This is a genomic window from Ruegeria sp. CH11, assembly GCF_056537105.1.
Genome location: NZ_JBQFQX010000049.1, coordinates 1 through 1,690 on the forward strand (window position 1 = coordinate 1; position 1,690 = coordinate 1,690).

The following is a 1,690-nucleotide window of genomic DNA, read 5'->3' on the forward strand; positions in this document are numbered from 1 at the left end:
GAGGCTGTGTGAAAACTCCCTCTGTTTTCCGAGAGATGGTATGCTTTCAGCAATCGGCGCGGAGGCAATCCATGGGGCGGTTTATTGAGGGTTTGGATCGTGATCAGGCGATGTTACTGCCCGAATATCTGGACGATTATGTGGGCGAAGATAGCCCGGTCCGGGCGATTGATGCATTCGTCGATATGCTCAGATTGGCGGAACTCGGTTTCAACACTTTGCCTGCTGCGACTGGTCGTCCGGGTTATCATCCTGGGTTGCTGCTACGGATTTATGTTTATGGTTACCTCAACCAAGTTCAGTCGTCTCGGCGGCTGGAGCGGGAATGCGGTCGCAATCTGGAGCTGATCTGGCTGACGGGTCGTCTGAAGCCCGATTTCAAGACCATCGCAGACTTCCGAAAAGATAATGGTCCCGCAATCCGCAAGGTCTGCCAGCAGTTTGTCGCACTGTGCCGCGACATCAATTTTCTGGACAGCAAACTCGTTGCCATTGACGGCAGTCGGTTCAAGGCGGTGAACGCGAAAGCCAAGAACTATACTCGTGGCAAGCTGCGTCAGAAGCTGAGCGAGATTGATGCCGCTATTGAACGATATATCGGTGAGTTGGATCGTGCAGATGAGGTGTTTGAGCAAACTGGCGGTGTGATACCGGAAGCCCGCATGGAGCGTGCATTGCGCAAGGTGGAACATCTCAGGAAAGAAGCAGCGCGATACCGTTCAATTGAGAAACGTATGGACGAAACCGGCGAAACCCAAGTCTCCTTGAGCGACCCAGATGCGCGTTCCATGGCAACCACGCCGCGCATGCCGCGCGTCGTTGGATACAACGTACAAACGGCCGTAGACGCCGAGAACCATCTGATCGTTGCGCATGAAGTGACCATGCACGGCTATGATCGCGACGCTCTGTCGATGATGGCAATCGCGGCACGTGATGCAATCGGCAATGACCATCTCGAAGCTGTGGCGGACAAAGGCTACTTCAAGAGCGAAGAAATCCTGGCGTGCGAAGAGGCGGGCATCTCGGTCGTCGTGCCCAAACCGCAGACCTCAAATGCCCGTGCCCGCGGCCACTTCGACAAGGCGGATTTTGCTTATGATGCGGCGACTGACACTTACATCTGCCCGGCTGGCGAACAGCTCACCTATCGCTTCACCGGGCCGCAGGACGGCAAGTCCATAAGGGTCTATTGGGCGAACAATTGTGAGAGTTGCGTCATCAAAGACAAATGCACCAAAAGCCAACAACGCCGTATCCGACGGTGGGAACATGAAGATGTCTTGGAACGCGCTCAGGAACGTTTGGATAAAGACCCCACCCAGCTCGCAGTGCGCAGCATGACTGTCGAACATCCCTACGGCACGATCAAATCGTGGATGGGAGCGACCCACTTCAAAATGCGCCGCTTGAAGAACGTCGCCACAGAAATGGCGCTACACGTCCTCGCCTATAATATGACCCGCGTTATAAATCTGATCGGAATGCCTGCCTTGATCGCCGCGATGCAGGCATAGGCGGTCTCTGCCGCCGCAAAATCTGCCACTGAACCTCTCCAATCGAGCTGGATCACCCAAAATGGCCTCCAAGGCTGTTCTGAGACACGAAAATGAAAAATCCAGCGAAACAACCGCAACAAAACTCACAAGCTCAGAAAAAGACTAGATCCGGTGCGTTTCCACACAGCCTC

At 54.4% G+C, this 1,690-nt stretch carries 1 protein-coding gene; it reads left to right on the forward strand.

Annotated elements, in window-relative coordinates; translation table 11 throughout:
• Nucleotides 1-71 precede the first annotated feature (71 nt).
• Complete coding sequence (locus tag ACR0LX_RS22930) at nucleotides 72-1,517, forward strand: IS1182 family transposase (RefSeq protein ID WP_480785630.1); 1,446 nt, start codon at nucleotides 72-74, stop codon at nucleotides 1,515-1,517.
• The last annotated feature ends 173 nt before the right edge of the window (nucleotides 1,518-1,690 follow it).